Genomic DNA, 23675 nt, shown 5'->3' with positions numbered 1-23675 from the left:
TCGGCCGGTCCGTCGGGATCGGGTCAGTTGAAGGCGCCGAACGCCTTCGAGAAGGCGTCCTTGTCCTGGACGATCGAGCTGCAGGTGGGGTCGGCGGAGTCCTTCGCGCCACCGGCGCACTGCTTGTCGCGGGCCGCGGACCACATGGAGAGCCAGCCGAGCCCCTTGGACTTGGCGAAGTTCACCAGCTGAGTGGCGTCGTCGACCTTGAAGGTCTCGGAGGAGACGTCGTTGACACCGATCATCGGGGTGATGGCGACGGCCTTCCAGGCCGCGGAGTCGGACAGCCCGAGGACGCCCTTGATCTGGGCCTGGGTGGCGGTGGCGGCCTGCTGGGCGTAGCCCCCCATGTCGCCGCTGTACGAGGCGCCGTAGTCCATCGCCATGATGTTGACCGTGCTGGTCTTCACGCCGTTGGACTTGGCGTTCGACAGCAGGTTCACACCGTCCTGGGTGAGGCCCTCGGGCATCACCGGGAGGGTGAAGGAGACGTCCAGGCCCGGGTGCTGCTGCTGGAGCTTGGCGATGGCCTGGGCGCGGCGGGTGTTGGCGGCCGTGTTCGGCAGCGCGCCGCCCTCGATGTCGAAGTCGACCTTGGTGAGCTTGAAGGCGTCGACGGCCTTGCCGTACGCCGCCGCCAACGCGTCCGCCGAGGAGCAGGTGGTGGCCAGCTCGGAGCCGGAGGCGCCGCCGAAGGAGACCCGGACGTCACCGCCCTTGGCGCGCAGGGAACCGATCTGCGCGGCCACGGCGTCGCTGGTCAGGTCGGTCACGCCGCCCCACTTGGGGGTGCAGCCGCCGCCGTCGGTGACGAAGGCCAGGTTGTAGTTCTTCACGCCGGTCGCGTCGGCCGCGCCGACCAGGTCGAAGGCCGGGTAGAGAGAGGTGTCGACGTAGGGGGCGAAGCCGGCGGAGGAGGTGCTGCCGCTGCCGGTCGTCCGGGAAGCGGTCGGGGTGGGGGTGGGGGTGCCGCTCTTGGTCGGAGTGGGGGTGGCGGTCTTGCTCGGCGTGGCGGTGGGGGCCGGGGACTGCGTGGGCCGGCCGCTCGGCTCGGGGGTGGCGCCGCCGTCCGCGGAGCACTGGCTGTTGTCGATTCGGCAGCCGGTCGGGGCGCCGCCGCCGTCGACCACGAAGCCGATGGTCACCGACTTGCCCGGGGCGAGACCCGCGGTGTCCCACTGCGGCGGCTTCACGGTGACGTGTGAACCGCTCACGCTCGACTCGCCGTTCCACAGCGAGCTGAGTTTGGCGCCCGCCGGGAGGTCGAACTCCAGCGTCCAGCTCTTCTCCGGCGAACCGCTGTTGTTGGTGACGACGTACTGGGCGGTGTAGCCGGTCGACCACTCGCTGGTCCTGGTGTACGCGGCGTTCACGCCGGCCGCGTTCGCCGTGCCGCTGAGCAGGACCGCGCCACCGCCGACCACGGCCGCGGCCACGAGGCCGCCGATCGCCTTGTTCCTGCCACTGATCCTGCGCCGGTGCGTGCTCATGCGCGTGCCTGCCTTCGATGTTCACGGGGGTGGGGTGCGGCAGCACGCTAGCGATCCGGAATCGGACAAACGGCCTGATCGGGACGGTGGTTGAAGACCTTAGGGTGCGCTTAAGGAAGGGATCGGGGACGGTTAATGGTCAAGACCGGTCGGAACCGGTTTGCCCGATCGGCGTCTGCGCACGCTCCCCCGGTGTCCCCGCCCCACCGGCTTGCGCCCGTCGAGCTGGATCCAGATCCGCACCTCGGTGCCGCCCAGCACCGAGGCGCCGATGCGCACGTCCCCGCCGGTGGACTCGGCCAGCCGGCGCACGATGTCGAGGCCCAGTCCGGTCGAGCCGGCGCTGCCCGAGCCGCGGCCCCGGGCCATCGCGGCGTCCGGGTCGGGTATGCCGGGGCCCGCGTCGGAGACCAGCACGATCACCGCGTCCTCGCCGTTGTGCACGTCGACCGCGAAGGCGGTGCCCTCGGCGGTGTGCCGGAAGACGTTGCCGAGCAGGGCGTCGAGCGCGGCGGCCAGATCGGCGCGGGCGACGGGTATGCGCACCGGCCGCTCCACGCCGGCCACCCGCCACTTGCGGCCCTCGTCCTCGGCGAGCGCGGACCAGAACTCCATGCGCTCGCGGACCACTCCGGCCGCGTCGCACCCGGTGCCCGGACCGGCCGCGGCCGTCTGCGGCTTGGCCTCCCGGGCCGTACGGATGATGGTGTCGACCTCGCGCTCCAGCTGGGCGACGGCGGCCCGGGTCTGCTCGGCGGCCGGACCTGCGCCCAGGGAGGCCGCGTTCAGCCGGAGCACGGTGAGCGGGGTGCGCAGACGGTGGGAGAGGTCGGCGGCCAGCTCTCTCTCGTTCGCGAGGAGCTGGACGACCTGGTCGGCCATGGAGTTGAACGCGACGGCCGCCAGACGCAGTTCGGTCGGGCCGTCCTCCGGCACCCGGGAGCCCAGCTTGCCCTCGCCCAGTTCGTGCGCCCCCCGCACCAGCCGTTGCGCGGGCCGCACCATGCGCACCCCGAGCCGGTCGGCGACGGCGACCGAGCCGACGATCAGCGCGAGGCCGACGGCCGCGAGCACCGCCCAGGCCGTGCCGACGCCGTTGGTCACCTCGGACTCGGGGACGTAGACCTCGACGACCGCGATGGTGCCGGAGCCGAGCGCGACCGGCTGGAGCAGGGTCGATCCGCCGGTCACGGTGGTCGTGGAGGCCCGGCCCAGTTTCCGCACGGCCTGGATGTCGCGGTCGGCGGCGCGCTGTCTGCCGAGGTCGAGCGCCGGGCGGCCGTCGGCGGCGGCCAGGTGCACGGCCATCCCGGAGTCGGCGCCGGCGGAGGCCACCACACGCTCCAGCTTGTCCCGGTCGGTGGTGATCGACAGCGCGGGCGCGACGGCGGCGGCCTCCCGCTCGGCGTTGGAGAACGCCCGGTCGCGGGCCATCTCCTTGACGACCAGGCCGAGCGGCACGGCGAAGGCGACCACGACCATCGTGGTGACCGCCAGGCAGACCTTGACCAGGGCCCACCTCATCGCACCGGCCCCCCGAACCCGCCGGCCCCGTCCTCGACAGGCGGCTCGATCTTCACGCCGACGCCCCGGAGGGTGTGCAGATAACGCGGCCGGGCGGCCGTCTCCCCCAGTTTCCGGCGCAACCAGGACAGATGGACGTCGATGGTCTGGTCGTCGCCGTAGGACTGCTGCCAGACCTCGGCGAGGAGTTCCTTGCGCGGGACGACGACACCGGGCCGGCCGGCCAGGAAGGCGAGCAGGTCGAACTCCCGGCGGGTGAGGTCGAGGCCGACCCCGTCCAGCTCGGCCTGGCGGCGCAGCGGATCGACGGTCAGGCCGCCGACCCGGAGCACCGGGGCAGGCGGGGCCTCACCGCCGACGGCCCGGGCCCGGCGCAGCACGGCCGCGATCCGGGCCGAGAGGTGCTCGACCGAGAAGGGCTTGGTCAGATAGTCGTCCGCCCCGTCGTTCAGCAGCCGGACGATCTCCGTCTCGTCGTCCCGCGCGGTGGCGATGATGACCGGCACGTCCGTGATGCCGCGCAGCATCTTCAGGGCCTCGGAGCCGTCCAGGTCCGGCAGTCCGAGGTCCAGGATGACCACGTCGAAACGGAAATGGGCGACCTCGCGCAGCGCCTCCAGTGCCGTACCGACGCTGCGCACGGTGTGTGCGGCGTCGGTCAGATGCCGGATGAGCGCCGAGCGTACGAACTGGTCGTCCTCGACCACGAGCACACTTGCCATGCGCCGCACCGTACGCCATGCGGTCGACACGGGTCCGGACCTGTGGATAACTCCGGTCCTGTGGACAACCCGTGTGGGTCGTGAGGCAGGATGGCCCGCGATGCGCAGAGGACTCGTACCGGTGATGGCGTGGCTGCTCGCGACGGGAGCGGCGGTCACGCTGTCGTGGTGGGGCGTGCACACAGTGATGGCGGCGACGGCGTACGACCCGCCGCGTGCCCTGCCGATCACGGACACCACCCCACAGGGCACACAGGACCTGGCCTCGCCGACGCGGCGCCCGCCCCGGTCGGCGAGCCCGTCCGGCAGAGCGCCGAGCCCGACCCCGCCGCACACCCCGGCCCACCGCCCGACGCCCTCCCCCACGGCCACGCAGTCCGCGTCCGGCCAGGTCAAGGCCTACGACACCGACGGCGGTCGCGCGGTCTTCGCCCTGGGCACCGCCGACGCCACCCTCGTCTCGGCCACGCCCGGGACCGGCTGGTCGATGCAGGTGTGGAAGACCGACACCTGGATCCGGGTGGAGTTCAGCAAGGACACGGCGCGGGTGTCGGTGTTCTGCACCTGGCACGACGGGCCGCCCCACGTGGAGGTCGGGAACTACTGAGAGGCGACAGCACGGTCTTTTGGCGACCGCGCCGACCGCCGGGACGTCAGCGGAACACCGAGGGCGGCGGGGCCGGGGAGGCCACCGCCGCCGCGTCCGTCACGGGGGCCGCGCCGCCGGTGAAGTCCGTGAGCGGCTTGCCGTGTTCGACCCGGCCGGGGTGCGGGTCGGAGGCGGCATGACGGGTGAGTTCCGCGAGCGGGAGCGGGCCGTCGGAGGCGACCAGGATGGCGTTGCCGAAGCGCTTGCCGCGCAGTACGGCCGCGTCGGCGATCAGCGCGAGTCCGGCGAACCGCGCGGCGGCGGTGGCGATCTGGCCGCGCAGGTGCGCGAGCGGCGGACCGTCGGCGAGGTTCGCGGCGTAGACCCCGGAGGGCTTCAGGGCCCGGCGGACCTCGTCCAGGAACTCGGTGGAGGTCAGATGGGCCGGGGTACGGGCGCCGCTGAAGACATCGGCGATGATCAAGTCCGCCCATCCGTCCGGCACTTTGCCGAGCCCCGCGCGCGCGTCCGCCGACCTGACCCGGATCCGGGCGTTCGGCTCCAGGGGCAGCTCACGCCGGACCAACTGGACGAGGGCGGCGTCCCATTCGACGACCTGCTGGGTGGAGCGGGGCCGGGTGGCGGCGACGTACCGGGCGAGGGTGAGCGCACCGCCGCCGAGATGCACGGCGTGCACGGGCCTGCCGGGCGGGGCGACGAGGTCGATGACATGGCCGAGGCGGCGCTGGTACTCGAAGGAGAGATACGCCGGGTCGTCCAGGTCGACGTGGGACTGGGGCGCGCCGTCGATCAGCAGGGTCCAGCCCCGGGTGCGGTCGGGATCGGGGACGAGCTGTGCGAGCCCGCCGTCGACCGCCTCCACGACGGCTTCCTCGGCGGCCGCTGCGCGCCGTGACTGCCGTGTGTTCCTGGCTCTGCCCATCCGCCCATTTTCGCAGGCGGTCCGGGACCGCGCCTCACCGGCAGCTGTCGGCCGCCTCGATCATCCGGGCCGCTTCCCCCAGCGCCTTGCGCAGCACCACCGGATCGGTGGCGAGATCGGCCTCCCCGGGCGGCAGCAGCCAGTCGGAGCCCTCCACCGGCGGCTGCGGGGTCAGCCGCATGCCGCGCCCTTCGGTCTCCGTGCAGGTGCTGCCCGGCATGTCCCAGCAGGCCGCGGTGCCGGCCGGGACCAGGAAACCGAGGGTGCCGCAGCCGTCGTCGTGCAGGACGGGCCCCATCGCCTCCCCGGACCCGCGCCTCAGGATGTCGACCGCCTCCAGCCCCTGCCGGGCGGGCACCGTCACGAGGTCGCATGCCGCCGTGCCCGCCGCGTCCTCCACGGCCGACGACGGCGGACAAGGTTCGTTGCTCTGGCTGGTCTCCATGCCGGCCTCCACCACACAGCACTGTTGCGGTCCAACCCCTCCAACGCGCCAGGTCGTCAACGGCTACGGCACAAGTGCGCCGCAAAGGATGGCACTTCATGGCAGATCGTGGATGAGATATCCGGTTTGTAGCCAAACACCGCGTGGCGGGTCCGTCACAGCAGGTACGTTCATGCCCGGTTCGACGGTTCGCACGAGAGGACCCGGCCATGGCGTCGTCAACCGTGACCTCGTCACAGCCCGAACGGCCACCCCGGCCCAACCTCGCCTTCCGCCAGCTGCGCGGCAGGCGTTCACCGGCCGAGTTCGCGGCGCTCGTACGGCGCGCCGCGCGCGAGATCGGTGAGCGGGTGAGCTGTGACGCGCGTTACATCGGCAGGGTCGAGGCGGGCGAGATCCGCTGCCCGAACTACGCGTACGAGCGGGTGTTCCTGCACATGTTCCCCGGCCGCACGCTCACCGACCTCGGCTTCGCGCCCCGTTCGTCCGTCCGCGGCCGGGCGGCGCGCCCGGCCCTGGACACCTCCGGTGAGTCGCCGGGGGCCTGCGAGCCGTATGACCCACCGGACCCGCACGACATGCACGACATGCACGACCCGTACGACCCGTATGACCCGCACGAGCCGTACGAGAACCACCACCTGAACCACGAGGAGAGCGACGTGCTGCGTCGCGCATTCATGACCGGCGGAGGCGCCACGATGGCCGCCGTCACCGTCACGCTGAGCCCGCTCGGGCTCACCACGGACGCCGCGGCCGCGACCCGGCGCCCCGGACGGCCCGGCACGGCCGAGGCGACCGCCCTGGAGGAGGCGGTCCGCCGCATCCGGCTGCTCGACGACCGGCACGGCGCGGACGGCCTCTACCGGCGTGCGGCGGCTCCGCTGCGCGCGGCCTACGAGCTGCTGGACGCCGGCGCGACCCGGCAGACCACCGCCGACCGTCTGCACTCCGGCGCCGGTGAACTCGCCATTTCGGTGGGCTGGCTGGCCCACGACTCCGGCCGCTTCGACGATGCCCGCTCGCACTACGCGGAGGCGCTGGCCACGGCCCGGATGACCGGGGACCCGGCGCTGGAGGCGCACGCCTTCTGCAACACGGCCTTCCTGGCGCGGGACGCCGGCCGGCCCCGGGAGGCGGTCCGGGCCGCACAGGCCGCCCAGCGCGCCGCCCGCCCCCTCGGCTCCGCCCGGCTGATGTCCCTGCTCTCACTGCGTGAGGCGGGCGGCTGGGCGGGACTCGCCGACCGCACCGGCTGCGAGCAGGCACTCGTCCGGGCGCAGGCCCTCTTCGTCCGGGGCCACTCGGACGCCGACCCCGAGTGGATGAGCTTCTACGGCGAGGCCGAGCTGGAAGGGCTGGAGGCGCAGTGCTGGTCCATGCTGGGCGATTGGCGGCGGGCGTCGCGGCACGCGTATCGCGCCACCGAGCTGCAGGATCCTCACTTCACCCGGAACATCGCGTTGTACACGGCCGAGTTGGCCGACGACCTCGCCCGTGAGGGGCGGCCGGACGAGGCGGCGGCCGCCGGCCTGCGCGTGCTGTCCCTCTTGGACCAGGTGCAGTCCTCCCGTATCCAGAGCATGTTGGCGGGGACGGCGCGGGTTCTGCTGCCGCATCGGCGGGCGTCCGGAGTGTCCGATTTCCTGGACCGGCATGCCTCTGTGCCGAGGACGGGAAGGGCCTGAACGTGGTCGGCGCCCCTTCAGGACGCCAGGTGCCCCACGTCGTTCCAGCTCTCGATCGCCGGTTCGCCGTACGCCCAGCCCAGTACGGACAAGGACGTCGGGTTCAGGCGGATGCGGGCGGCGAAGTCCAGGGGGAGGTCCAGCCAGCGGGCGCCTATGGAGCGGAGGATGTGGCCGTGGGCGAAGAGCAGGACGTCGCGGTCGGCCGAGCGCGCCCATGAGACCACCTCGTCCGCGCGCGCGGTGACGTCGCCGATGCTCTCGCCCTCCGGGACCCCGTCCCGCCAGATCAGCCAGCCCGGCCGCAGTACCTGGATCTCGGCCGGGGTCATTCCCTCGTAGGCGCCGTAGTCCCACTCCATGAGCGTGTCCCAGGTGGTGGCGCGGTCGCCGAAACCGGCCAGTTCGCACGTCTCACGCGCGCGCACCAGCGGACTGGTGCGCACCTCCACGTCCGGCAGTCCGTCCAGCGGAGCGCGGTGCAGTCGCTCGCCGAGCAGCTTGGCCCCGCGCCGGCCCTCCTCCAGCAGCGGTACGTCCGTCCTGCCGGTGTGCTTGCCGGACAGCGACCATTCGGTCTGTCCGTGCCGGGCCAGCAGGATGCGCGGTGCCATGGGAGACCTTTCCGGATGCGAAGGGAACCCCTCCATCATCGCGCACCCCGCGCCGGGGCAACCTGCCGGGCGATCTCGGCGTCTTCGAGGGCTGAGTGCCCGCACGGGCGCGCGGCCCGGCGAACGCTCGGGCAACCCTCGAGCGAAGAGGGAGCGCCCGCATGGGCGGTGCACGAACACCGTAAAGTGGCACGGTCGCCCGCCGGGGCGGACCGCACAGCGACAAGGGGGAGGGCGATCGGATGCCGCAGACCGAGACACCGGGCACCGAGGTGGCCGCGCGTACCCGGCTGCGCTGGTGGACCGAGCTGCCGCTGATCCTCCTCGTCTACGGCTGCTACTCGGCCGGCCGCCTCCTCGCGCGCGGTGACGTCGCCTCCGCCGTGGACCACGGCCTGACGATCCTGCGCATCGAGAAGGCCCTGCACCTCAACGCCGAGCATCCGCTCAACCGGCTGTTCACGCGCGAGCCCTGGCTCGGCGTTCCGGCGGACTTCTGGTACGCCTCGCTGCACTACCTGATCACGCCCGCCATCCTGATCTGGCTGTTCCGGGCCCGCGCCGAGCACTACCGGCGGGCCCGCACCTGGCTGATGACGTCCACGTTCATCGGCCTGATCGGCTTCACGCTGCTGCCGACCTGCCCGCCCCGGCTGCTGTCCGCCGGGCACGGCTTCGTGGACACCATGGCCCAGTACAGCTCGTACGGCTGGTGGGGCGGCGAGGCCAGCGCGCCGCGCGGGCTGGGCGGGATGACCAACCAGTACGCGGCGATGCCGAGCCTGCACGTCGGCTGGGCGCTGTGGTGCGGGGTGATGCTGTGGCGGCACGGCGGCACGCGCGCGGCGAAGATCCTCGGCGTCGCCTACCCGCTGGGCACCGCGCTCGTGGTCATGGGCACCGCCAATCACTACCTTCTGGACGCGGTCGCGGGCGTCGCCGTGATGGGCGTCGGCCAGCTGCTGGCGCCGCGTGTGATGCGGGTCCTGGACCTGCTCCGGGCCCGCCTGTTCCCGCGTGGCACCACCGCCGCGGGCGGCACGGGCTCCCCGATTGTCAGTGGCGGGTGCCAGACTTCGGCGGGTGAGCGAATTCCACGGCAGCGCGAGTCGCGGCTCGACGCCGGGGCCGAACCGGACGCCTCCTCCAGCGACGAGGGAGAAGGGGCTGCGGCACCGGCTCGCTGAGCTGCGCGGTCCCGACGTACCGGCCAAGGCGCTGGACGCGCGCGCCCTCGCGGCGCTCGCCGCGAACCCCGGGTGCCGCCGGCGGGCGATCCTGGACGGCGCCGGGGTGGACAAGGCGCGGCTGGCGAGTGCGCTGGGCGCGCCGTCGGGTTTCGGGCAGTCGCAGTTCGCGCTGACCCGGGGCAACGCGTTCGAGGCGCGGGTGAAGGCGGACGGCGGCGCGGAGCTGCTGCGCCTGGCGCACGCCCGCCTCGACCCGGGTGCCGCGCCGCCCGAGACAGCCGCCGTACCCGACCTGAGCGCGCACGGCCCCGAGGGGCGCACGGCCCGTACGGCGCTGGCGTTGCGCGAGGCCACGGGCGCGGGTGGCTGGGCGCTGCTGGACCATCCGATGCTGGCGCTGGACGTGGCGGGTTCGCTCGCCTTCCTGGAGCCGGACGTGGTGGTGGTGCACCCGGACGGCAGCTGGTCGGTGGTGGAGATCAAGTCCTTCCCGCTGCTGGACGGCGCGGCGGACCCGGCGAAGGTCGGCGCGGCGGCCCGGCAGTCGGCGGTGTACGTGCTCGCGCTGGAGGAGGTCGCCGCCCGCCTGGATCCCGTCCCGGTCGTACGGCACCGGGTGCTGCTGGTGTGCCCGAAGGACTTCTCCAACCTGGCCGCCGGTTCCGCCGTGGACGTGCGCAAGCAGCGCGCGGTCACCGCCCGCCAGCTGGCCCGGCTCACCCGGATCGAGGAGATCGCCGGGGCCCTGCCCGAGGGCACGTGCTTCGCGCCGGACCGGCCCGCCGAGGAGCTGACGGCGGCCGTGTCGGCGGTCCCGGCGACCTACGCGCCGGAGTGCCTGTCCGCGTGCGAACTGGCCTTCCACTGCCGGGAACGCGCGCGTGAGGCGGGCGCCGTGACCCGCCTGGGCCGGCCCCTGCGCGCCGAGCTGGGCGGCCTGGCCACGGTCGAGGACGTCCTCGCGGCGGCCCGGGGCGAGACCGGCGACCCGGACGACCCCGCGGTCGCGGCCCTGCGGCGGGCGGCCGCCCTGCGCGCCGAGGCACTGGCGGGCGCCGGCGCCGCACCCCGGGCCGCTCTGGAGGTGGCCGCGTGTCGCTGATCACCACCCTCGCCCGGCTGGAGGCCGTCGCGGGCGGCCGGGCCCAGCCCACCGCGACCGTCCGGCACCGGCATCTGTCCGAGCGCCCGCTGGTGTTCGTGCCGCTCACCACCGCCGGTGAGGCCGGCGCCCCGCTCGGCGCGCTGGTCGGCACCGACCGGGACGCGCCCCGGCTGCTGGTCGTGCCGCAGCCCCGCGACCGCGATCTGCGCTTCACGTTCCTCGCCGACCTGGCCGACGTCGTCCTGCCGTACCTGGACTCGTACGCCGAGTCCGTGGAGGCGGCCGAGCGCACCGAGACCGACCCGGAGACCGGCAAGCGGGTCAAGGTCGAGGTGGAGCTGTGCGCGGACGCGCCCCAGCTGATCGTGCCGAGCCGCGCGGGCCTGGATTTCGTACGGCTGCTGGGCCGCTCCACGCGCTTTCGCCGTACGGCCGAGCAGGACCCGGAGACACCCCATCCGGCGCCGCCGCACATCCCGTTGCTGGGCCGCTGGCTGACCCACTACGGCGAGCGGGCCCGGGTCCCCGGCTCCGCCCTCCTGCTGGCCCTCACCGACGTGCTCTCCCGGCACTGGGCGACCGGCCAGTCCAGTCTGGAGGACCAGCACCTGGGCGCGCTGCTCGCCTGGATCGACCCCCCGCAGGGGGCGTCCGGCGCCGAGGCCGCGCGGCGGGCCGAGCTGGCCCGGGACGCCGACGGCCAGCTGCTGTGCCCGCCGGCCGGCCCGGCCACCGACCCGGCGTTCGACAACAAGCTGCTGGCCCCGGCCATCGAGCGTTACGACCGCGCGCGTGCCGCGCTCGCCGCGGCCGAGGACGCCCTGGCCGCCGACGAGCGGCTGGCCGCGCTCACGGCGGCCGAGCGGGAGATCCGCGACCTGGTGGCGAGCCGCACCCGGCCCACCTGGGACGCCACGTGGCGGGGCCTGGACCTGCTGCGGTCGCTGCCGGCGGGCGCGCATGCCGGGGAGCGCTGGCTCCGGGACCGCTGGTCGTTCACCGGCCACCGCGACCGGGTGCTGGCCGGCGAGCCCCCGCAGCCGCGCCGGGACGACGCGGTGACGGCGGCGAACAAGCTGGCCACGCGCGAGCGTGAGCAGGCCCGGCTGGAGGCGCAGGAGGCGCTGGACGACCCGCTGGTGATGGCGGGGCGGCGGCTGGCCGGGGAGGCGTTCGCGGGCGAGGTACTGGATGTCGTCATGACCTACAGCGAGGGCAGACGGCCGGGCCCGCGCCCGCTGGTGACGGTCCGCACGGACGACCGGCCGCAGCTCGCCGAGCGCGCGAAGGTGTACCGCTCGCTGGCCGGCAAGCCCCAGTCGGCCGAGTTCGCCGGGCAGGAGGCCGAGGGTGTGTTCGTCCTGCGCGTCCTGGACAAGATGGGCCGCGGCAAGGAGCCCGAGCCCGGGTCGGTGCCGGAGAAGGGCGACCGGATCTGCTTCACGCTCTTCGAGCACGAGCAGCGCGGCGGCGCGAAGCTGCCCGACCCGGAGGAGACCCCGTGGACGCACGGCGGCCCGCCGGGCGAGTCCGCGCCGGAGGCGCCCGACACCGTGACCGAGGAGGACGTCCTGTGAGTCCTGTGAGTCCTGTGCCGACGGTCGGCTTCGACCCCGGAGCCGCTGCCGCCCGCGCCACCGACGCGATCCTGCGCGACACCCTGCACGGCACCGAGCGGGGCGTGGTCGTGGACTCCCCGCCGGGCGCCGGCAAGTCCACGCTGGTGGTCCGGGCGGCACTCGAACTGGCCGACGCGGGGCGGTCGTTGATGGTGGTGGCCCAGACGAACGCCCAGGTGGACGACCTGGTCCTGCGCCTCGCCGAGAAGAACCCCGAGCTGCCCGTGGGCCGCCTCCACAGCAGCGACGCGGACGCGTACGACCCGGCGCTGGAGGAGCTGCCCCAGGTCCGTACGTCGGCGAAGGCGGCCGAGCTGACCGGTCTGCCGGTGGTCCTGTCCACCGCCGCGAAGTGGGCGCACGTGAAGGCGGACGAGCCGTGGCGGCACGCGATCGTGGACGAGGCGTACCAGATGCGCTCGGACTCCCTGCTGGCCGTGGCCGGGCTGTTCGAGCGGGCGCTGTTCGTGGGCGACCCGGGGCAGCTGGACCCGTTCGCGATCGTCGGCAGCGAGCAGTGGGCGGGCCTGTCGTACGACCCGTCGGCCTCGGCGGTGACCACGCTGCTGGCGCACAACCCGGGCCTGCCGCAGCACCGTCTGCCGGTGTCCTGGCGGCTCCCGGCCTCGGCGGCCCCCCTGGTCTCGGACGCGTTCTACCCGTACACCCCGTTCCGCAGCGGCACGGACCACGGCGACCGCAGGCTCGCCTTCGGCGTCCCGTCGGACGGCTCCGGCCCGGACCGGGTGATCGACGAGGCGGCGCGGTCCGGCTGGGGCCTACTGGAGCTGCCCGCCCGGCACACCCCGCGCACGGACCCGGAGGCGGTCCGCGCGGTGGCGACGGTCGTACGCCGCCTGCTGGACCGCGCGGGCGCGGCGACCTCCGAACGCTCCCCCGCCCCCGCTCCCCTCACCCCCGACCGCGTCGCCGTCGGCACGGCCCATCGCGACCAGGCGGCGGCGGTCCGCGCGGCGCTCGCCGAGCTGGGCATGGCGGACGTCACGGTCGACACCGCGAACCGGCTCCAGGGCCGCGAGTACGACGTCACGGTGGTCCTGCACCCGCTCTCCGGGCGCCCCGACGCCACCGCCTTCCACCTGGAGACCGGCCGCCTGTGCGTCCTGGCCTCCCGCCACCGCCACGCATGCATCGTGGTCTGCCGCGCGGGTGTGGAGGACCTCCTGGACGACTACCCGTCCACGGACCCGGTCCAGCTGGGCACGCTGGTGAAGTTTCCGGACGGCTGGGAGGCGAACCATGCGGTCCTGGCCCACCTGTCCGAACACCGGATCAGCTGGCGGCCCTGAGGCGTCGGCAACGGTGGCCCGGAGGGCCCCTTGCGGGGGCGCGGGACAATGGACGGTGGCCCACCTGAAGGCGGTGCCCAGCGAAGCGTACGAGGAGGAGACAAGACATGGCGGAGCACACGCCGCGTCGTAACGAACCGCGGCTACGCCCCGCGCCCCTGCTCTTCGAGCCCGCGGAGGCGGCCGGCGATCCCGAGCACTTCTTCGACCTGGAGTCGATCGAGGATCCGCAGGCGCTGCTGGCCCGGGCGACGGAGCTGACCCAGGCGTTCCGTGCGGCTGCCGACCGGGCCGTGGAGTTCCAGGCCGTCGCGGCGGCCCAGCTCGCCGATCCGCGCCGGTTCGACCGGCTGACCCCGGCCGACATCGCCGCGCGGGCGGAGTGGACCGAGGACTACGCGAAGAAGATGGTCGAGTTCGGACGGGACCTGATGCGGGGCGACAGCGAAGGACGGACGCCCGCCGACCCCCTCTGACCCGTGGCCCGTGTGGCCCGTGTGACCGGACGCGATATGTCACCTCGTCTGGCATATGCCAGGCGGGCAAGATACTCCTCCCCCACCGCCGCTGTCCCGGGTTTCGGCAACTCAGAAGCACGGTGCGCTCACCCCGGGTACATCTGGGTGGCATGAGCAGTGCACCGAACATCACCCGAGTCACCCCCGACGGCGCCGCCTGGCTCGCCTCGGCAGGACCGTACGTCCGAAGCACGTCGGCCCGCTGGGTTCCCTGCGGCACCGCCTTCGACGTGGTGAGCGCCCCCGCCATCTTCGGGCGCCGGATGCTGGACCAGTTATGGGACGGCGGGCCGGGCTCGGGCCCGGTGGCGGTGTTCCGGGGCCGCATGCTGCTGTTCGCCGCGCCGGGCACGGCCCAGCGGCTGCCTTCGCTGCTGGCCTGGGAGGAGTGGGGCTCGCACCGTACACACGAGGTGCCGCCGCTGCTGTGCCACGGCACCGGCGACGCGGTGACCGTCCCGGCCCCGGACGGCGAGGGCTCCGCCACGGGCGAATCCCGCTGGCTGGTGGCTCCGGACCAGCGGCACCCGTGGCTGCCCGGCCCGGAAGTGGTCCTCTGGGCGGCCGTGCGGGCGGCCAGGGCGGCGGTGCGGATATCGATTTTTCCTCCCGCGGATCAGGGTGCTAAGGTCTACGACGTCAGCAGGCGCCGCTAGCTCAGTTGGTTAGAGCAGCTGACTCTTAATCAGCGGGTCCGGGGTTCGAGTCCCTGGCGGCGCACAGACAAGCAGCACCTTGGCCTGGGGCTTCTCACTCCCGTGAGAAGCCCCAGGCTTTTTTGGTGAGAGAGCGCACGACCTCCACGACTGCTGGCGGCGACGCGGGGAGTTGACGCGACGGGCCGTTGCCCGGGAGGTCAGCCCTGCACCCCCGGTGTGATCTTCACCGTCCACGCCCCCGACGCCGTCCGGTCCTCCACCTCCACCTTCACGCCGTCCCCGGGCACGGTGAAGCTCTCGCCAAGGGCGACCGGGGCGTCCGCGAGGGGCGGGTAGACCGAGTTCTCCCAGCAGGCCTCGGTGTTCGGATGGGCGTCCACGACCTCCACCGGGCCGCCGCCGGACTCCGCGCCGCCCTTGATCCGGTACACCAGCACACCCTGTCGGCAGGTGGCCCGGTCGTTGCCGGCCGCACCGCGCGCCTCGAAGGCCAGGACGCCGTCCGGGCCGGTGCGCACGACCGCCAGCTTCACTCCGTGCCCGAGGCCGAAGGCCGGGGCGCCCGCCGTGACCTGCAGCGGGACGCCCGGGCCGGCCTCCAGCGGCTCCAGGGTCAGCCGGGTCGCCCCGGCGCCGCGCACACACACCACCTGACGCCGGTCCAGCCAGCCCAGTCTCCACTTGTGCCAGGCGAACAGGTCGGGCGAGAGGCCGAACTGGCTGCCCATCAGATCCCAGTCGCCGACGTAGGTGTCCCAGTCGCCCTTGCCGTCGTCCGGGCGGTGGTAGAGGTCGGGCAGGTCGAAGACATGGCCGGTCTCGTGGGCGAGAACCAGCCGGTCCGGCGGGTGCTTCTCGAAGACCGTGACGACCCGGCGGACGTCCGTGCCGTCCACGTGTGCCGGGGTGTCGAGGTTCACGACCTTCGTGGCGTCCGAGTCGACGCCCGGCGCGTCCGGGTCGGCGACGAAGTACACGACCCGGTAGCGGGAGAAGTCCACCTCCGGATCGGCCACCGCGAACGCGTCCCGCAGATAGGTGGCGCGGTCCTCGGCACCCCAGTCGCGCTTCATGGCGTACGCCGTGGAGGGCTTCGGCATGCGCAGCCAGTGGTTCAGCGGGTGCGGGCGCAGGGTGAAGCGGCCGTAGGAGGCCTGCTCGAAGTAGCGGGTGGTGGCCGGGAAGTGGTCAGCGGTCAGCTCGGCGGGCGTGACGCGCGGGGTGGCGTCCGGGAAGGACAGATAGACCAGTACGGCGTCGAGGGTGCCGGTCGGGCGGGTGTAGTCCGGGTTCCACGTGTCCACCCCCTCCGAGTGGTGGGCGTCGGTCCGGTGCAGCGCGCAGGGGGTGGTGGAGAAGGGCTCGGCGACCGAGGGGCGGCTGAGGATCGAGGTGGCGGCGAGCGCCGACAGCGTGGTGCACACGGCGGCGGTGCTGCGCAGCTTGGGCACGGACTTGACCTCCGGATGCGGTGCGTTCGCGGGACCCGCATTCCAGATTGATGGTGTTTCTTATGACATGCCCTATTTGTCTGCACCAGAAGGGTGAGCGGGCTTTTTTCGCGCGCCGGCGCGCCCCGGCGCTCGACACCCCGAAACACTCACGGAACGTCACAACTGGTCGGGGGCTTGAAGAACCCGCCCAGGTGCGGGCAGAAACGATCTGTCAGAAACCCTGCCCGATCCGGGACACTGGGGAGTGGCTGGAAGGGCCCGGGGCCAGCCTCTATGATCGGCACACTTTCCGGCACGGACAGCGATCGAGTGCACTGCGGGAGCGAGCGGTGAGCGGAACGTCCGAAGGGCCGACGCCCGCGGCAGACCTCGACCGGTCAGCCGTTACAGACAGTGACCACACCACCTACCACCGTGTCTTCGCGGCCGCCCCGCACGCCATGGCCGTCGTGGACCGAGCGGGACTCGTCGTCAGCGCCAACGCGGCGTTCGGGGAGCTGCTCGGCGCCTGTGCGGACACCCTCACCGGCCGGGTCGCCGCCGATCTGGTGGACCTGGCCTCCGACGCCCGCAGCTGGCACGCCTACCGCGAGGTCCTGCGCGGCCGGCAGGCCCGGCTGCGCTGCACCCGCCGGCTCAAACACCCCGAGGGGCACTCGGTGTGGGTGCAGATCACCGTGTCCCCGCTCACCGGCGGGGAGCCCGGGGTGCTGCTGTCGGTCGCCGACATCAGCGCCCGCCGCGAACTCCAGGCGCGGCTGCGGCACTTGCAGATGCACGACCCGGTGACCCGGCTGCCCAACCGCACCCTGTTCTTCGAGCGCCTCACGGCCGCGCTGGAGGCGGAGTCGTACGAGCAGAGCGGCACCGGCCGGATCGGGCTGTGCTATCTGGACCTCGACGGGTTCAAGGCCGTCAACGACACCCTCGGCCACCGCGTCGGCGACCGGCTGCTCGCGTCCGTGGCCGAGCGGCTGACCCGGGTCGCCGACGAGGCGGGCTACGCACGCGCCGCCACCCCCCTGGTGGCCCGGCTCGGCGGCGACGAGTTCGCGCTGCTCGTGGAGGACTCCACCGGCACCGAACAGCTCGCCGATCTCGCCGAGTCGGCGCTCAAGGCCCTTGAGGCCCCCTTCGACCTGGCCGGACAGCGGCTGTCGCTGACCGCGTCCATCGGGGTCGTCGAGCGCCACGCGGCCGGTACGACGGCCACCGGACTGATGCAGGCCGCCGACACGACCCTGTACTGGGCGAAGGCCGACGGCAAGGGCCGCTGGACGCTGTTCGACCCCGAGCGCAACGCGCACCGGATGACCCGTCAGGCCCTGTCCTCCACCCTGCGCCCCGCCATCGAGCGCGGTGAATTCGTCCTCGAGTACCAGCCGTTGATCGGCATGGAGGACGGAAGCCTGTCCGGGGTCGAGGCGCTGGTGCGCTGGCATCACCCGCAGTTCGGCACGCTGACGCCGAATCGGTTCATCGGACTGGCCGAGGAGGACGGCTCCATCGTGCAGCTCGGCCGCTGGGCGCTGAACACCGCCTGCCGGCAGGCCCGCCGCTGGCAGCTGGACAACCCCGGCGAGCCGCCCATCTTCGTCAGCGTCAACGTGGCCGTACGCCAGGTGTGGGACTCCGACCTGGTGGCCGACGTGGCGGAGGTGCTCGCCGAGACCGGGCTCGCCCCGCATCTGCTCCAGCTGGAGCTGACCGAGTCGGCGGTGATGGGCTCGGCGGGGCGTCCGCTCCAGGCCCTGCAGGCGCTCAGCGACATGGGCGTGCGCATCGCCATCGACGACTTCGGCACCGGCTACTCCAACCTGGCCTACCTCAGCCGGCTGCCGGTCTCGACGCTGAAGCTGGACGGCTCCTTCGTACGCGGCTTCCAGTACGAAGAGGCGGCCAAGGGCACGGCCGTCGCGCCCAACCCCGCCGACGAGGTCATCGTCGAGGCGATGATCCAGCTGGCCCACCGGCTCGGCATCACCGTGACCGCCGAGTGCGTGGAGACCTCCGCCCAGGCCACCCGGCTGCGCCGGATCGGCTGCGACACCGGACAGGGCTGGCTGTACTCCCGTCCGGTGCCGCCGGATCGTATCTCCGAGCTGCTCGGCTCGCCGACCTACGCGGCCGGCAAGCCGTAGGCGTCGGCGATCAACTCGTAGGAGCGCAGGCGCAGTTCGCCGCGGTGGGCGTGGGAGACGAGCATCAGCTCGTCGGCGCCGGTGCGCTTGTGGAGGTCGTCCAGACCGGAGCGGACCTCGTCGGCGGTGCCGTGCACGATGTTGGCCGTCCAGGAGGTGATGAACTCCTCCTCCATCGGGCTGAACTCGTACCGGTCGGCCTCGTCCGGGTCGGGGAAGAGGCCGGGCCGGCCGGTGCGCAGCCGGAGCATGTTCAGCGCCAGCGCCCGGGACTGCCGGCGGGCCTCGCGCGCGTCGTCCGTGGCGAGGGTGGAGACGCCGATGAGGGCGTAGGGCTCGTCCAGGACCGCGGAGGGCCGGAAGGTCTGCCGGTACAGGTCGAGGGCCGGGATGGTGTTCTGCGCGGAGAAGTGGTGCGCGAAGGCGAAGGGCAGCCCCAGCGTTCCGGCCAGCCGGGCACTGAAGCCGGAGGAGCCGAGCAGCCAGACGGGCGGCCGGTGCGGGGACTGCACGCCACCGGGGGCGGTGGCCTGGACCGGCCCGGGGATCGCGTGGATGCGTCCGTAGGGGTGCCCGTCGGGGAAGTCGTCGTCCAGGAAGCGGGTGAGCTCGGCGAGCTGCTGCGGGAAGTCGTCGGCGCCCTCGTGCAGGGAGTCGGTGCGGCGCAGGGCCGCGGCCGTGGCCCCGTCCGTGCCCGGCGCGCGGCCGAGGCCCAGGTCGATCCGGCCCGGCGCCATCGCCTCCAGCGTGCCGAACTGCTCGGCGATCACCAGCGGGGCGTGATTGGGCAGCATCACCCCGCCCGAGCCGAGCCGGATGCGGTCGGTGTGGGCGGCGAGGTGGGCGAGGATCACGGCGGGCGAGGAGGAGGCGACGCCCGGCATGGAGTGGTGCTCGGCGACCCAGTACCGGTGGAAGCCGCGGGCCTCCGTGAGCTTGGACAGCGCGACGCTGGTGCGCAGGGCGTCGCCGGCGGTACTGCCCGCGCCGACGGTCACCAGGTCCAGTACGGAGAGGGGGACGGGGGCGGTGCCGTGCGTCGTGCCCCGGATCTCGTCTGCCGACACGGTGTGGGCCTCCTGTTCATGGCGTGGGCTGTCCGTCCGAGCCATAACAGGAGGCGGTCCCCGCTTATTCCTGCGCGTTCATGGCGGCCCGGGCTCAGACCTGGACGATCGGCTCCCGGGTGAACAGCCTGCCTAGCGCGGGAGCGTTCACCCGGCGGTCGGCGAGCCTCAGCCCCTCCCACACGGTCACTTGGTTGGCCGTGAGCACCGGCTTGGCCAGGGCCTTCTCCAGCAGACCGACGTACGCGGCCGTGTGCAGCGCGGTGTCCGGCAACAGCACCGCCTCCGCGCCGGAGGCGTCCGCGGCGCCGGCCAGCCCCAGCACCTCCTCCTCGCCCCAGGTGCCGACCTCCGCCGCCGTGACGATCCCCGACGGGCGCACCCCGGTCACCTCCAGGCCGCCGGCCCGCAGGAAGTCGGCGAACAGCGCGGCCACGTCGTCGGGGTAGGTCGCGCCGACGGCGACCCGTCGTACGCCCAGCTCGCGGGCCGCGTGCACGAAGGCGAACGACGTCGAGGAGGCGGGCATGCCGGCCAGCCGGGCCAGGGTGCGCACCTGGTCCCGGGCGCCCTCCCAGCCGTGCACGAAACTCCCGCTGGTGCACGCCCACACCACCGTCTCCACGCCCGTGAGCCGCAGCGCCGCCACGCCCGCCGCGAGCCGCCGCTCCGAGCCCATCTCGCGCAGCGCGTCCACCCGGTGCGCGTCCTCGCCGATGTCGGTGTGGACCAGGTCCAGCCGGACATCGCTGCCGAGGAGCTGTTCCATGCGCGGGTAGTCGTCCTCGCCGGAGTGTCCGGGGTAGAGGAATCCGAGTGCGGTCATGACGCCCCTTCTTGGTGTTCCTGCTCTTCGTCCGGCAGTACGGGCCAGTCGCGCGCGGCCTCGTCCAGCAGGGCCTGATACGGCCCCACCGCTCGAGTACCCAGCCGGCGCAGCGCCGCCCACATCGTGACCTGGTTGGCGGACAGCACCGGGATGCGCAGCTCCGCCTCCAGCTGGGGGATCACGTCGTAGGTCGGCAGATTGGTGCAGGAGATGAAGAGCGCGTCGGCGCTGCCGGGGCGGACCGCCTGCCGGGCCATGGCGACGACGTCCCGGTACGGCACCTGCCAGATGTGCCGGGTCAGTCCCATGAAGGCGCACCCGGTGACCTGGACGCCGGCCTCGGCGACGAACTCCTCCAGCACCCGGGTCACGGAGACCGTGTACGGCGTGACCAGCGCGACCCGGCGGATGCCCAGCTCGGCCAGCGCCTCCAGCAGCGCCCCGGACGTCGTCACCGAGGGCGGGGCGCCGGCGAGGCTCATCGCCGCGCACATCGCCCGCTCCCCGGCGATCCCGCCGACGAAACTGCCGGAGGTACAGGCGTAGGCGACGACCTCGGGGGCGACGGCGGTCAGCGCGCGGACCGCATCACCGAGCGTCTCGTGCTCGCTGACCAGCCGGGCCAGGTCCAGGCTCACCTCGACCGGCACGAACGGGGTGCGGGTCAGATGCAGCGACACCTCGTCGGGCACCCAGCGCCACAGCTCGCGGTCGAGGGCGAAGTCGAAGGGGGCCACCACGCCGACACCCCGCTGGGGGCGGGGTCCGCCGAGAAAGGAAACGTCCATGGCAGGCACCGGCCTCACACTGAGTGGACGAGTGGGCAACGGATCGCGAGTACGCCCGTGTTGACGAAGGTAGGTTCGGGTGCGAGCGTGGTCAATCCGCGCATGTCAGACGCTCGGGAGCCGCCCCGCATGACGCCGACACGCCCCACCCTGCTGATTCTGGACGCCGATCCGCCGCCCCGGCTCGGCCGCCTCACCGGACGCGCCCGGGTCGTACGCACGGACGCCGCGCACCTGGCCGAGCGGCTGCCCGGGGCGGACGTCCTGCTGGTCTGGGACTTCACCTCGCACGCGGTGCGCGAGGCCTGGCCGGGGGACGGCCCGCGGCCGCGCTGGGTGCACACGGCGAGCGCGGGCGTGGACCATCTGATGTGCCCGGAGCTGGCCGCGTCGGACACGGTGGTGACCAACGCGCGCGGGATCTTCGACCAGGCGATCGCCGAGTACGTGGCGGCCCTCGTGCTGGCGGTCGCCAAGGACCTGCCGCGCACGCTGGAGGACCAGCGCGAGCGGGCCTGGCGGCACCGGGAGAGCCGGCGGGTGGCGGGCACGCGCGCGTGCGTGGTCGGCTCGGGTCCGATCGGCCGGGCGATCGTACGCACCCTGAAGGCTCTCGGCGTGACGACGGCACTGGTCGGGCGGGTCCCGCGGACCGGCATCCACGGCCCGGCCGACCTGGACCGGCTGATCTCCCGCGCTGACTGGGTGATCGCCGCCGCGCCGCTGACCGAGCAGACGCACGGCATGTTCGACACCCACCGGTTCGGCGTGATGCAGCCGTCCGCGTTCTTCGTGAACGTCGGACGCGGGCAGCTCGTCGACGAGGACGCCCTCGCCCAGGCGCTGACCCGGCGCTGGATCTCGGGCGCCGCGCTGGACGTGTTCACCACCGAACCCCTGCCCGAGGACAGCCCGCTGTGGGGTCTGCCCGGGCTGATCGTCTCCCCGCACATGAGCGGCGACACGGTCGGCTGGCGGGACGAACTGGGCGAACAGTTCGTGGAGTTGTACGAGCGGTGGGCAGCGGGCAGATCACTGGTGAACGTGGTCGACAAAAAACGTGGTTACGTGCCCGGTCACTGACCCCTGGGAGGGTGCATGCAGCTCACCGACCTGACCGCCGTCCGGCTCCTCGACGGTTACCGCAAGGGCGAGTTCAGTCCGGTGGAGGTGACCGAGGAGGCCCTCGAGCGGGCCCGGCGGGCCCAGCCGCGGGTGAACGCGTTCGTCCGGCTCACCGAACAGGACGCGCTCGCCCGGGCCCGGGAGTCGGAGCGGCGCTGGCGGCGCGGCGAACCGGCCGGGCTGCTCGACGGGGTGCCGGTGACCGTGAAGGACATCCTGCTGATGCGCGGCCACCCGACCCTGCGCGGCTCCACAACCGTTTCCCAGCAGGGGAGTTGGCACGAGGACGCCCCCTCGGTGGCCCGGCTGCGCGAGCACGGCGCGGTGTTCCTCGGCAAGACGACGACCCCCGAGTTCGGCTGGAAGGGCGTGACGGACTCCCCACTGTCGGGCATCACCCGCAACCCGCACGATGCGTCCCGCACCGCGGGCGGCTCCAGCGGGGGCAGCGCGGCGGCCGTCGCGCTCGGCGCGGGCCCGCTGTCGCTGGGCACGGACGGCGGCGGCAGCATCCGTATCCCGGCCGCGTTCTGCGGTATCTTCGGGCTGAAGCCGACGTACGGCCGGGTGCCGATCTATCCGGCGAGCCCGTTCGGCACGCTGTCGCACACCGGTCCGATGACCCGGGACGCGGTCGACGCGGCACTGCTGCTCGACGTGATCGGCGGCCCCGACCCGCGCGACTGGTCGGCCCTGCCGCCCGCGCCGGGCTCCTTCACCGAGGCCCTGAAGGCGGGCGTGAAGGGGCTGCGGGTGGCCTACTCACCCACGCTGGGCGGCCAGGTGGCGGTCCAGCCGCGGGTCGCGGCGGCGGTACGGCGGACGGTGGCGCGGCTCGCCGACCTCGGGGCGTACGTCGAGGAGACCGACCCGGACTTCAGCGACCCGGTGGAGGCGTTCCACACCCTGTGGTTCACCGGCGCGGCCCGGCTCACCGAGCGTTTCCCGCCGCACCGGCGGCAGCTGCTGGATCCCGGGCTGCGGGAGATCTGCGCCCAGGGCGCCCGGTACGGCGCGCTGGACTATCTGGCCGCGGTGGACGTCCGCATGGACCTCGGCCGCCGTATGGGGCGCTTCCACGAGACGTACGACCTGCTGGTGACGCCGACGCTGCCGGTGACGGCGTTCGAGGCGGGCGCCGAGGTGCCGGCGGGTTCGGCGCACCGGCGCTGGACCGGGTGGACGCCGTTCACCTACCCCTTCAACCTGACCCAGCAGCCCGCGGCGACCGTCCCGGTGGGGACGGACGGCGACGGGCTGCCGGTGGGAATGCAGCTCGTCGCCGCCCGGCACCGGGACGATCTGGTGCTGCGGGCGGCGCACGCGCTGTACGAGGCGGGGGTCCCGCTCTCCGGGAGCGTCACGCCCGCCGGAAGCTGAGCGTCTCCCCCGCCGCCCCCGTCCGCCACAGGTCGTTGCAGGCCTCGGCCATCGCGTCGAGGCCCTCGGTCACCTGGCCCCAGACGATGCCCGGCACCCAGCCGACGTCGCCGTTGAGCAGCAGGTTGTTGCGTTCGTAGAACAGGGCCAGGTCGACGACCGTGCTGCCGGGACGGACCTCGCGGTCGTAGCCGTAGGCCTTCGTGCCCAGTTCGGCGCCGGCGAAGGAGAAGTAACAGAGGTCGCCGGGAATCGGGGTGACCGTCGGGTTCTCCAGTGGGGGTTCGGTGGAGGCGAACGGCGGGAAGAGGGCGTAGATCTCGTTGCGGGCGTATTTGGCGTGGTAGACGTCGCCCGAAAGGGGCAGCGCCTCCCACACCGCCTCGCAGGTCAGGGGCGCGCGGTCGGTGAGGAGGCGGGCCGTGCAGTGCACGTCCCGCTTGTCGAGTGAGACGGTGACGAATCGATCGGCCAT

Annotated in this window: 22 protein-coding genes and 1 tRNA gene; 12 read left to right on the top strand and 11 right to left on the bottom strand. The window is 73.3% G+C overall.

Annotated elements, in window-relative coordinates; translation table 11 throughout:
* Positions 1-23: 23 nt before the first annotated feature.
* The 3 genes from ADK64_RS34195 to ADK64_RS34185 all read right to left on the bottom strand — a co-directional run bounded on the left by ADK64_RS34195 (position 24) and on the right by ADK64_RS34185 (position 3736).
* Positions 24-1490: a cellulose binding domain-containing protein gene (locus ADK64_RS34195; RefSeq protein ID WP_053665546.1), complete on the bottom strand. Its 1467-nt coding sequence runs from the start codon at positions 1488-1490 to the stop codon at positions 24-26.
* Between the two features lie 132 nt (positions 1491-1622).
* On the bottom strand, positions 1623-3014 hold the full coding sequence (locus ADK64_RS34190; RefSeq protein ID WP_053665544.1) for a sensor histidine kinase: 1392 nt from the start codon (positions 3012-3014) through the stop codon (positions 1623-1625).
* Positions 3011-3736, bottom strand: a complete 726-nt coding sequence (locus tag ADK64_RS34185) for a response regulator transcription factor (RefSeq protein WP_053665542.1) — start codon at positions 3734-3736, stop codon at positions 3011-3013. The genes ADK64_RS34190 and ADK64_RS34185 overlap by 4 nt, the downstream gene beginning before the upstream one ends.
* A gap of 100 nt (positions 3737-3836) precedes the next feature.
* On the opposite strand from ADK64_RS34185, the gene ADK64_RS34180 reads away from it, so the two are divergent.
* The gene (locus tag ADK64_RS34180; protein ID WP_053665540.1) at positions 3837-4343 is read left to right on the top strand and encodes a hypothetical protein; all 507 of its coding nucleotides are present in this window, start codon (positions 3837-3839) and stop codon (positions 4341-4343) included.
* Positions 4344-4389: 46 nt separating this feature from the next.
* Here the strand turns inward: ADK64_RS34180 and ADK64_RS34175 are convergent, their stop codons facing one another.
* Together ADK64_RS34175 and ADK64_RS34170 are read right to left on the bottom strand one after the other, a co-directional pair.
* On the bottom strand, positions 4390-5268 hold the full coding sequence (locus ADK64_RS34175; RefSeq protein WP_053665538.1) for a spermidine synthase: 879 nt from the start codon (positions 5266-5268) through the stop codon (positions 4390-4392).
* A 34-nt stretch (positions 5269-5302) separates the two neighbouring features.
* Positions 5303-5713, bottom strand: a complete 411-nt coding sequence (locus ADK64_RS34170; RefSeq protein WP_053665536.1) for a hypothetical protein — start codon at positions 5711-5713, stop codon at positions 5303-5305.
* Between the two features lie 209 nt (positions 5714-5922).
* On the opposite strand from ADK64_RS34170, the gene ADK64_RS34165 reads away from it, so the two are divergent.
* Positions 5923-7401 carry a hypothetical protein gene (locus ADK64_RS34165; protein WP_107093163.1) on the top strand — a complete coding sequence of 493 codons (1479 nt, stop codon included), beginning with the start codon at positions 5923-5925 and terminating at the stop codon, positions 7399-7401.
* Positions 7402-7418: 17 nt separating this feature from the next.
* On the opposite strand, the gene ADK64_RS34160 is transcribed toward ADK64_RS34165, so the two are convergent.
* Positions 7419-8015: a histidine phosphatase family protein gene (locus tag ADK64_RS34160; protein WP_053665534.1), complete on the bottom strand. Its 597-nt coding sequence runs from the start codon at positions 8013-8015 to the stop codon at positions 7419-7421.
* A gap of 242 nt (positions 8016-8257) precedes the next feature.
* Between ADK64_RS34160 and ADK64_RS34155 the strand changes: the two genes are divergently transcribed.
* From ADK64_RS34155 to ADK64_RS34130, 7 genes are all read left to right on the top strand, one after another.
* The gene (locus ADK64_RS34155; RefSeq protein ID WP_053665532.1) at positions 8258-9202 is read left to right on the top strand and encodes a phosphatase PAP2 family protein; all 945 of its coding nucleotides are present in this window, start codon (positions 8258-8260) and stop codon (positions 9200-9202) included.
* On the top strand, positions 9099-10307 hold the full coding sequence (locus tag ADK64_RS34150) for a hypothetical protein (RefSeq protein ID WP_420713076.1): 1209 nt from the start codon (positions 9099-9101) through the stop codon (positions 10305-10307). The genes ADK64_RS34155 and ADK64_RS34150 overlap by 104 nt, the downstream gene beginning before the upstream one ends.
* Positions 10298-11887 (top strand): hypothetical protein, encoded by a 1590-nt coding sequence (locus tag ADK64_RS34145; RefSeq protein WP_053665529.1) that lies wholly within the window; start codon positions 10298-10300, stop codon positions 11885-11887. The genes ADK64_RS34150 and ADK64_RS34145 overlap by 10 nt, the downstream gene beginning before the upstream one ends.
* A gap of 14 nt (positions 11888-11901) precedes the next feature.
* A complete protein-coding gene (locus ADK64_RS34140; protein WP_053665527.1) occupies positions 11902-13239 on the top strand; it encodes an AAA domain-containing protein in 1338 nt (445 codons plus the stop codon).
* Positions 13240-13346: 107 nt separating this feature from the next.
* Positions 13347-13715, top strand: a complete 369-nt coding sequence (locus ADK64_RS34135; RefSeq protein ID WP_053665525.1) for a hypothetical protein — start codon at positions 13347-13349, stop codon at positions 13713-13715.
* A gap of 152 nt (positions 13716-13867) precedes the next feature.
* On the top strand, positions 13868-14413 hold the full coding sequence (locus ADK64_RS42295; protein WP_063789994.1) for a hypothetical protein: 546 nt from the start codon (positions 13868-13870) through the stop codon (positions 14411-14413).
* Positions 14404-14477, top strand: a tRNA-Lys gene (locus tag ADK64_RS34130). The genes ADK64_RS42295 and ADK64_RS34130 overlap by 10 nt, the downstream gene beginning before the upstream one ends.
* 136 nt (positions 14478-14613) lie before the next feature.
* Here the strand turns inward: ADK64_RS34130 and ADK64_RS34125 are convergent.
* A complete protein-coding gene (locus tag ADK64_RS34125) occupies positions 14614-15867 on the bottom strand; it encodes a M6 family metalloprotease domain-containing protein (RefSeq protein WP_199829784.1) in 1254 nt (417 codons plus the stop codon).
* A 332-nt stretch (positions 15868-16199) separates the two neighbouring features.
* On the opposite strand from ADK64_RS34125, the gene ADK64_RS34120 reads away from it, so the two are divergent.
* Positions 16200-18011 carry a putative bifunctional diguanylate cyclase/phosphodiesterase gene (locus tag ADK64_RS34120; RefSeq protein WP_053665521.1) on the top strand — a complete coding sequence of 604 codons (1812 nt, stop codon included), beginning with the start codon at positions 16200-16202 and terminating at the stop codon, positions 18009-18011.
* Here ADK64_RS34120 and ADK64_RS34115 read toward each other — a convergent pair.
* The 3 genes from ADK64_RS34115 to ADK64_RS34105 are packed head-to-tail and all read right to left on the bottom strand — an operon-like array spanning position 17990 to position 20695.
* Entirely contained in the window at positions 17990-19123 is a 1134-nt protein-coding gene (locus ADK64_RS34115; protein WP_053665519.1) for an LLM class flavin-dependent oxidoreductase, read from the bottom strand. The two genes, ADK64_RS34120 and ADK64_RS34115, sit on opposite strands and share 22 nt — an antisense overlap.
* 49 nt (positions 19124-19172) lie before the next feature.
* On the bottom strand, positions 19173-19904 hold the full coding sequence (locus ADK64_RS34110) for a decarboxylase (RefSeq protein ID WP_053665517.1): 732 nt from the start codon (positions 19902-19904) through the stop codon (positions 19173-19175).
* Positions 19901-20695: an aspartate/glutamate racemase family protein gene (locus ADK64_RS34105; protein WP_053665515.1), complete on the bottom strand. Its 795-nt coding sequence runs from the start codon at positions 20693-20695 to the stop codon at positions 19901-19903. Before ADK64_RS34105 ends, ADK64_RS34110 begins: the two co-directional genes overlap by 4 nt.
* 129 nt (positions 20696-20824) lie before the next feature.
* On the opposite strand from ADK64_RS34105, the gene ADK64_RS34100 reads away from it, so the two are divergent.
* Both ADK64_RS34100 and ADK64_RS34095 read left to right on the top strand, forming a co-directional pair.
* Positions 20825-21778, top strand: a complete 954-nt coding sequence (locus ADK64_RS34100) for a D-2-hydroxyacid dehydrogenase (protein WP_053665514.1) — start codon at positions 20825-20827, stop codon at positions 21776-21778.
* A 15-nt stretch (positions 21779-21793) separates the two neighbouring features.
* A complete protein-coding gene (locus tag ADK64_RS34095; RefSeq protein ID WP_053665512.1) occupies positions 21794-23200 on the top strand; it encodes an amidase in 1407 nt (468 codons plus the stop codon).
* Here ADK64_RS34095 and ADK64_RS34090 read toward each other — a convergent pair.
* A complete protein-coding gene (locus ADK64_RS34090; RefSeq protein ID WP_053665510.1) occupies positions 23181-23675 on the bottom strand; it encodes a DUF3830 family protein in 495 nt (164 codons plus the stop codon). The genes ADK64_RS34095 and ADK64_RS34090 overlap by 20 nt on opposite strands.

Origin of the sequence: Streptomyces sp. MMG1121 (genome assembly GCF_001280015.1) — a bacterium.
In the GTDB taxonomy this organism is placed as follows: Bacteria; Actinomycetota; Actinomycetes; order Streptomycetales; family Streptomycetaceae; genus Streptomyces.
This window is presented reverse-complemented; position numbering and strand designations above follow the sequence as displayed.

What these genes read in the sequence shown, in the direction of transcription:
- ADK64_RS34195 (WP_053665546.1), bottom strand. Translation starts at nt 1,490, where the DNA reads ATGAGCACGCACCGGCGCAGGATCAGTGGCAGGAACAAGGCGATCGGC.
- ADK64_RS34190 (WP_053665544.1), bottom strand. Translation starts at nt 3,014, where the DNA reads ATGAGGTGGGCCCTGGTCAAGGTCTGCCTGGCGGTCACCACGATGGTC.
- ADK64_RS34185 (WP_053665542.1), bottom strand. Translation starts at nt 3,736, where the DNA reads ATGGCAAGTGTGCTCGTGGTCGAGGACGACCAGTTCGTACGCTCGGCG.
- ADK64_RS34180 (WP_053665540.1), top strand. Translation starts at nt 3,837, where the DNA reads ATGCGCAGAGGACTCGTACCGGTGATGGCGTGGCTGCTCGCGACGGGA.
- ADK64_RS34175 (WP_053665538.1), bottom strand. Translation starts at nt 5,268, where the DNA reads ATGGGCAGAGCCAGGAACACACGGCAGTCACGGCGCGCAGCGGCCGCC.
- ADK64_RS34170 (WP_053665536.1), bottom strand. Translation starts at nt 5,713, where the DNA reads ATGGAGACCAGCCAGAGCAACGAACCTTGTCCGCCGTCGTCGGCCGTG.
- ADK64_RS34165 (WP_107093163.1), top strand. Translation starts at nt 5,923, where the DNA reads ATGGCGTCGTCAACCGTGACCTCGTCACAGCCCGAACGGCCACCCCGG.
- ADK64_RS34160 (WP_053665534.1), bottom strand. Translation starts at nt 8,015, where the DNA reads ATGGCACCGCGCATCCTGCTGGCCCGGCACGGACAGACCGAATGGTCG.
- ADK64_RS34155 (WP_053665532.1), top strand. Translation starts at nt 8,258, where the DNA reads ATGCCGCAGACCGAGACACCGGGCACCGAGGTGGCCGCGCGTACCCGG.
- ADK64_RS34135 (WP_053665525.1), top strand. Translation starts at nt 13,347, where the DNA reads ATGGCGGAGCACACGCCGCGTCGTAACGAACCGCGGCTACGCCCCGCG.
- ADK64_RS42295 (WP_063789994.1), top strand. Translation starts at nt 13,868, where the DNA reads ATGAGCAGTGCACCGAACATCACCCGAGTCACCCCCGACGGCGCCGCC.
- ADK64_RS34115 (WP_053665519.1), bottom strand. Translation starts at nt 19,123, where the DNA reads ATGGCTCGGACGGACAGCCCACGCCATGAACAGGAGGCCCACACCGTG.
- ADK64_RS34110 (WP_053665517.1), bottom strand. Translation starts at nt 19,904, where the DNA reads ATGACCGCACTCGGATTCCTCTACCCCGGACACTCCGGCGAGGACGAC.
- ADK64_RS34105 (WP_053665515.1), bottom strand. Translation starts at nt 20,695, where the DNA reads ATGGACGTTTCCTTTCTCGGCGGACCCCGCCCCCAGCGGGGTGTCGGC.
- ADK64_RS34100 (WP_053665514.1), top strand. Translation starts at nt 20,825, where the DNA reads ATGACGCCGACACGCCCCACCCTGCTGATTCTGGACGCCGATCCGCCG.
- ADK64_RS34095 (WP_053665512.1), top strand. Translation starts at nt 21,794, where the DNA reads ATGCAGCTCACCGACCTGACCGCCGTCCGGCTCCTCGACGGTTACCGC.
- ADK64_RS34090 (WP_053665510.1), bottom strand. Translation starts at nt 23,675, where the DNA reads ATGGCCGATCGATTCGTCACCGTCTCACTCGACAAGCGGGACGTGCAC.